Here is a 6678-nt window from a genome sequence, read left to right on the forward strand (position 1 = left end):
CTTCGCCAGTCCCTCTGCACACCCTGGGCTGGGTGTTTGACGAGAATTTTGTTGTGTGGGGAATCCTTTGAAAATTTCTCCTGGTGTTTCAGGTGGGGAGGTTTTCGTGTGAAGGATTCCTCTTTTTTTATGTGATACTTTGAGGCTTGATGTTCTTATGGGCAGGGTTTTTCTGAAGTATGCCATACTATGGGGGATGGATCAGGTGTTGGAAGGGGGAGGTGTTCATGTTGGATGTATTGTGCTATATTAGAAGAAAAATAGTGGGAGTGTAAGTAGTTATGAGCATAGAAGTTGAGATTAAATTAAGGATAAGTGATAAGGAATGTATAGAGGAAACTCTGGCAGAGATTGGGTTTTGTAAGGGGAAGTTTGTTATGGAATCTGATACTTATTATATGGCGGAGCATCATGATTTTGTGGGGTTGGATGAGGCACTTCGGGTGAGGTGTGTAGAGAATCGGGGAACGGGGGAGAGGTCGGCTGTGATTACGTATAAGGGTGCAAAACTTGATAATACTTCTATGACAAGGCAGGAGTTGGAGACATCAGTGGGGGATGGGGCGGTTTGTCGGGAGATATTGGAGAGGATTGGTTTCCGGCCGGTTCCGGTGGTGGAGAAGCTTCGGCAGTATTATCACAGGGATAATATCACTGCCTGCGTGGATGCTGTCACGAACCTGGGAGATTATCTGGAACTGGAGATCATCGTCGATGAGGAGGAGAAACGGGAAGCGGCTCTCGATCAGCTGGAACAGATCTTGCATACGCTTGGCTATTCCATGCAGGATACGACGAGAACCTCCTATCTGTCTATGTTTCTGAAAAAGAAGAAAAAATAAAATGTCAAGTAATAATTTCTTGACACTTTTTTTATAGACAAAAAATATCCTGCATCTATCCGGCAGTATACAGGAAATATTTTGTTGGTGGGAATCAGCTATGACAAGAAAAGCAGGAAATATCAGTGTGTGATTGAGACCGACGAGAAATGAGAGAAATTTAGTATTTTACTTTTGGTGTGAAAACAGGTATGATAAAGAAAATGCCGCTGTAATTTTGTAAAGCGACAGAGCAACTTAACTATGTTTTCACACAAGGAGGAAGATTATCATGAAAATTGGTTTTATCGGCTGTGGAAATATGGCGACAGCCATGTTAAAGGGAATTCTGAAAAGTGGAGAGGTGGAAGCATCAGATATGATCGCTTCTGCGAAGTCAGACAAGACCCGCGAGAAGATCGAGAAGGAACTTGGCATCCGGAAGGCAGATAACAACGCGCAGGTGGTGGATTTTGCGGATGTTGTTTTTCTGGCAGTGAAGCCGCAGTTTCTGGAGGGCGTTCTGGATGAGATCAGGGGCAGTGTAAAGGCTGGACAGATTTTTATTTCTATCGCGCCGGGCAAGACTCTGCAGTGGCTTGGTGAGCGCCTTGGCGAAAATACAAAAGTCATCCGTACCATGCCAAACACTCCGGCGATGGTCGGAGAGGGAATGACAGCCCTCTGTGTCAATGAACTGGTCACAGAAGAAGAAACTGCACTTGCTGTAAAACTCTGCGACACCTTCGGCAAGACAGAGGTGATCCCGGAGCATCTGATGGACGCCGTCGTAGGCGTTTCAGGCAGCTCTCCGGCGTATGTGTTCATGTTCCTTGAGGCAATGGCAGATGCAGCAGTTGCAGATGGAATGCCGAGAGCACAGGCATACAAATTCGCCGCACAGTCCGTACTCGGAAGTGCGAAACTGATGCAGGAGACCGGCAAACATCCGGGAGAACTCAAAGATATGGTCTGCTCCCCGGCAGGAACCACGATCCAGGCAGTCCGCGTCCTCGAAGAAAAAGGCTTCCGCAGTGCAGTGATCGAGGCACAGACAGAGTGCGTGAAGAAAGCAAAGGGAATGTGATCTTTCAGAAAAATAAAATATCAGGTGTGTGATTTTTCCACTGTAGCAGAATCCGGCAGTTGTTTTTACTGTGAGCGGAGGATGTTACAGTGGATTTTTTTTACTGTACATAGATGATATATCGCTGCTGCGATGGTTGTTGAAAATATTTCTACAATTGTAGAAAAAAGGATTGACACATACATTCTACAGATGTAGAATACAATCAACTTCTACAAAAGTAGAAAATAAACACAGAAAAGGGAGCATCCATTATGAAAACAAGAAAAGCAAAAATCATGGCACTTATGGCAGCAGCAACATTGAGTATTTTTTCAGCAGGAAGCGTTATGGCGGCGGAAAACGGAGATTTTTATCCGCAGCCAGTGAATTCGGACTGGGAGGATGCCCACACGGAAGGTGCATATGCAAGTTTCACGAACGGAAGCGATTATGTGAACATTTACAAATATGCCCTGGACGATGCCAAAATCGGAGTTGCGAAATGTAATGATACCTATGAAGCATGCTATCAGACGATTTTTTCAGAAGGGAACAGCCTGTATATGGCGGTAGGATATGCCAGGGATGCAGATGATATTGGGGAAGTGAGAAAAATGGTGGAATCTATTTCCTATCCGGGAAATCCTACGTTGACAGGGAAGGATGGCAAAGGCGGATCTTCTGATAACGGATCATCGAAAGACAGCAGTTCCACATCTTCTGACAAGAATACGGATGGAGGTTCTTCTTCAACAGATACAACAGGAGGCAATTCCGGTTCCGGCAGTTCTGATTCTTCAGACAGCAGTAAAGATTCTGATATTCTTTCTACAGCCGATCTGACGCTGTATGACAGCGAGGGAAACACCGTTTCTGTAGAGAGAACCATCTATTCAGACTACAGCAGCAAATATGTCGGCGATGACGGCACCGTCTATACGACTGATGATGAGGTTTATTTTACAGATGAAAACGGAAAGACCTGGCAGGCTCTGAATGATGATACACATTACATGGGGGCAGAGCTGGAGCAGCATGTCCTTACGGATGCAGACGGCAACAGTGTGACCGTTACTGAAACTACAAATGGTGATTATTATTACCGTGATGACAATGGTACAGGATTCACAGACAATGGCGACGGAACCTGGAGTGATGAGAACGGGAACAGCTATAATGAGATGAATTAATGATTGTATTTAAGGGAGGATGTGATACAATAAAGTTATTCCTACGTTTGTAGAAAATTGATGACAGAGAGGGGCGAAGAAGTGAAAAAAACATATCAGAGGCTTCCGGAATCAGAACTCGGCATTATGCTTGTTCTGTGGAATGGCACTCCGCCAATGACGAGACCGGAGATCGAAAAGGTGATCAACACGAAGAAAAACCTTGCTCCGACAACGATCCTGTCATTGTTGACCAGACTGGAAGCCAAAAATTTCGTAGAAGTGACCAGGCAGGGCAAGATGAACCTGTATACACCGCTGGTTTCTCAGGCAGATTATCAGGCACACGAGAGCCGCAGTGTCCTTGAGAAACTTTATGGAAATTCACTTAAGAAATTTGTGACATCACTTTATCAGGGCAAGAAGATCAGTTCTGAAGAAATCCAGGATCTCAGCGATTTTCTTAAGGAGCTGGATGACAGGGAGGAATAACGGACAGTGGAAGTATTGGTTTTGCATATCCTGAAGCTGAATATTATTGCAGCGGTCATTATTTTGCTGGTAAAACTGCTGACGGTTCCACTCAAAGGCAGAGTTTCCGCAAGATGGAAATATTTCATATAGCTGTTTGTGGCAGTCAGCCTTCTTATTCCGGTGCGGGTTCCGGGCAGCATTTCGCTGGTTGATCTGCAGCTGAAGAAATCCAGTCCGGACAGGATTTCTGTGCAGGAAAAAGATATTTTTGCAACTGTACCAGAAAACGGACAGTATATTTCACAGCAGGAAACCATGCGTCCGGAGAAAAGAAATGTACAGGATCAGGATTTTTCCAGACAGAAGATCCATACCGTATATGAAACTGGTAAATGGATGGAAATGGCAACAGGAATCTTTGTAGCAGTCTGGCTTATCGTGGCGGTGCTGAAACTGGCAGGAGAATTTCTGGCGTATCATCTTTCGATAAGAAATCTGGAAAGAATGAGCCTTCCGGTCACTGATCCGGTAAGTCTTCGGATGTACAGGGAAGTGTGCAGGGACAAACGGATCCGCAGGATGCCGGAACTGAGACAGAATGCAGGTCTTACTACACCGCTTCTTGCGGGGCTTTTTCATACGAAACTGTATCTTCCGGCAACCGGTTATTCTGCGGAAGAGCGAAAACTCGTATTCTATCATGAGCTGACACATTATGTCCACGGAGATCTCTGGTACAAGATGCTTCTTCGGATCTGTGCGTCGATTTACTGGTTCAATCCATTTCTGCTTATCATGTTGAAAGAGGCAGATAAGGATATTGAAAATCTGTGTGATACTGCGGTGATTCATCGGGTGAACCAGAGCGGTCACAGGCTTTACCGACAGCTGCTCCTTCGGACGGTTGCAATGGAAAACAGGATTCCGTATGTGACGGCAAGTCTCAATGACAGTGGAATGGTGTTCAAAGACAGGATTCTGTATATGATGAGTATCAGGAAGCTGAAGAGAGGAATTTTGCCGGGTGTTTTGCTGGCATTGATGCTTGTTGGCGGGAACCTGGCATTCACGGTTTCAGCGCTTCCAGTGGGGACGGGTACATCGGCTCAGGGTAATTCTGATGGAGCGGCAGATGATGACATACCGTATTCAGATTTTGCCCCATTTTCGGAACTGGTGGATATGCAGAATGCTCCGGCGATTTCTGATGGACAGGCTGGCGCAGGAAATGCAGAAGACGTTTCTGGCGTGGCAGAGAACTTGCAGGATAATGCCAGCAATCGGATGGAGAGCACTGCCGGGGCTGTGACAGGATCAGAGACAACGACAGATTCTGTAAGTCCTTCAACGGAAGACAGCGTGCAGGACAATGCGGATTCCACAGATTCCGGGAACACTGGTGAAAACACCGATAATATCGACCACTACGCACATTTGCCAGCAGGCGTGCCATATACCAGCGGATTCAGCAGTGCTTCCGGTGTGGCATCCATCGTAGCCCCGGGAGAAGATGAGAATGATGCAAGGGTGCTCCAGGACAATGGGGACGGAACCTATTCTGATGAAATTGGATTTACTTACAGTTATCAGGGTGACGGCACCTGGGCAGACGCATACGGCAATTCCTACAGGACCTGGAATGACGAAGATTATAACTTTGGAAATCAGCTGGAACATCATGAACTCCAGAGCAGCAGCGGAAGCGTTGATGTAAAACAGACCACAAACGGTGATTATTATTACCGTGATTCTGATGGTGTGGGCTATACCGACAATGGCGACGGCACCTGGACCGATGAGAATGGGAATACTTATACGGAGTGAGTAAGCGATGAAAATAAAAGAAAAATATTTGCTCATGGCAGCTGTCATGGGAATATGTACAGCGGGCATTTCCTTAAATTGCGTATGGGCAGCAGATGCATCTCAGCAGACAGTAGAAAGTTCAGACAGTGATGAATACCTGGAACTTGGTGATTCAGAAGAGGAGCAGGCATATCGGAAATTTCTGGAAAACGGAGAAAATTTTTCAGATGTAGAAGATCTGGGAACGGTAATGTATGCTGCCTATGATATCAATAATGACAAAACGAAAGAACTGATCGTGCGGGGAATGGACAGCGATAATGCATACAGATACCTGTTTTATAGATATGAAGACGGTGAAGTAAAGTCAGATGGTTCTATGACAAACTGGCAGAATGGTGGAGAAGGTGAGATGTATTATATACCAGATAAAAATGTATTTGTAGTATACATGCGCCTGGCTGACCATAAAGAATATAAAATCTATCAGTTAAAAGATACTGTAGAACAGAGGATATCCATACACAGGCAGAGTCTTGATGTACAGGGAGCCGACGGGAAATATCACCGGGAGTATGCATATAGCGTCGAGAAGCCAGATAAAAACGAAAGTACAAAAACCATCACAGAAAAAGAATGGAATAAATTCGAATCGGCACTTGTAGAAATTCCATTTTATGACTATACAGTAAAGGCAGATACGCAGTTCTCAGAAGAACAGATTGCCGCATTAAAAAAATCTCTGGGAGTTCCAGATGAGATTATCGTAAGCTGCGAAGCCGGAGAGCCTTTTTATTGGGAAGCCGGAGGTCGCTGGCTGGTGAGTATGGGATTATATGATGAGAATGGAATATTCCTTGCAGGAGCAGAGATTGATCCCGATACGCTGGAACTCGAAAGAGAAATTGCACCTTATAATGTGGATGCAATTGCAGGACAAAATGAACCTGCACAGCAGAGTGCCACTACTCCATTTTATGGAATCTGGTGTTATGGAGGCAAAAGCGAAGAGGATGCAGATGCTTATGCGCAAAGCATGAGAAGCAGCGGCTATGATGCACAGGTATTTGTCACAACAGACTGGAGTAACCTTAATCCAGAAAAATTTTATGTAGTCACAGCAGGTATATATCAGTCCGAAAGCGAGGCAAATGCAGCATTGGCTTCCGCGCAGAATTTTTGTGTAGATGCTTATGTGAAGTATTCCGGAGATTTCCAGGGATGAGATTACAAAGATAAAATAAATGAGCGTTTTTCGAAAATCAGATCGGAAAACGCTCTTATTTTATGGAATAATTCAGGATAAAATAAAATATAAAGAAACTTCAACAAAATGTGC

7 protein-coding genes are annotated in these 6678 nt (G+C 44.9%); all 7 read left to right on the forward strand.

The annotated features are described in order from the left end of the window. Positions 1 to 281 precede the first annotated feature (281 nt). Positions 282 to 842 (forward strand): class IV adenylate cyclase, encoded by a 561-nt coding sequence (gene cyaB / locus QZL69_RS03795; RefSeq protein ID WP_022213897.1) that lies wholly within the window; start codon positions 282 to 284, stop codon positions 840 to 842. Positions 843 to 1113: 271 nt separating this feature from the next. Further along, positions 1114 to 1908, forward strand: a complete 795-nt coding sequence (gene proC / locus QZL69_RS03800) for a pyrroline-5-carboxylate reductase (protein ID WP_022213898.1) — start codon at positions 1114 to 1116, stop codon at positions 1906 to 1908. 254 nt (positions 1909 to 2162) lie between these two features. Then, positions 2163 to 3080 (forward strand): hypothetical protein, encoded by a 918-nt coding sequence (locus tag QZL69_RS03805; protein WP_022213899.1) that lies wholly within the window; start codon positions 2163 to 2165, stop codon positions 3078 to 3080. An 81-nt stretch (positions 3081 to 3161) separates the two neighbouring features. Next, complete coding sequence (locus QZL69_RS03810) at positions 3162 to 3551, forward strand: BlaI/MecI/CopY family transcriptional regulator (RefSeq protein ID WP_022213900.1); 390 nt, start codon at positions 3162 to 3164, stop codon at positions 3549 to 3551. A 6-nt stretch (positions 3552 to 3557) separates the two neighbouring features. Further along, on the forward strand, positions 3558 to 3683 hold the full coding sequence (locus tag QZL69_RS03815; RefSeq protein ID WP_291518142.1) for a hypothetical protein: 126 nt from the start codon (positions 3558 to 3560) through the stop codon (positions 3681 to 3683). Between the two features lie 6 nt (positions 3684 to 3689). Next, entirely contained in the window at positions 3690 to 5357 is a 1668-nt protein-coding gene (locus tag QZL69_RS03820; protein WP_291518144.1) for a M56 family metallopeptidase, read from the forward strand. Between the two features lie 7 nt (positions 5358 to 5364). Beyond that, positions 5365 to 6564: an SPOR domain-containing protein gene (locus tag QZL69_RS03825; RefSeq protein ID WP_022213902.1), complete on the forward strand. Its 1200-nt coding sequence runs from the start codon at positions 5365 to 5367 to the stop codon at positions 6562 to 6564. Positions 6565 to 6678 lie beyond the last annotated feature (114 nt).

The sequence above is a fragment of the Blautia sp. CAG:237 genome (assembly GCF_000436615.1).
GTDB classification, from domain to species: domain Bacteria; phylum Bacillota; class Clostridia; order Lachnospirales; family Lachnospiraceae; genus Blautia_A; species Blautia_A intestinihominis.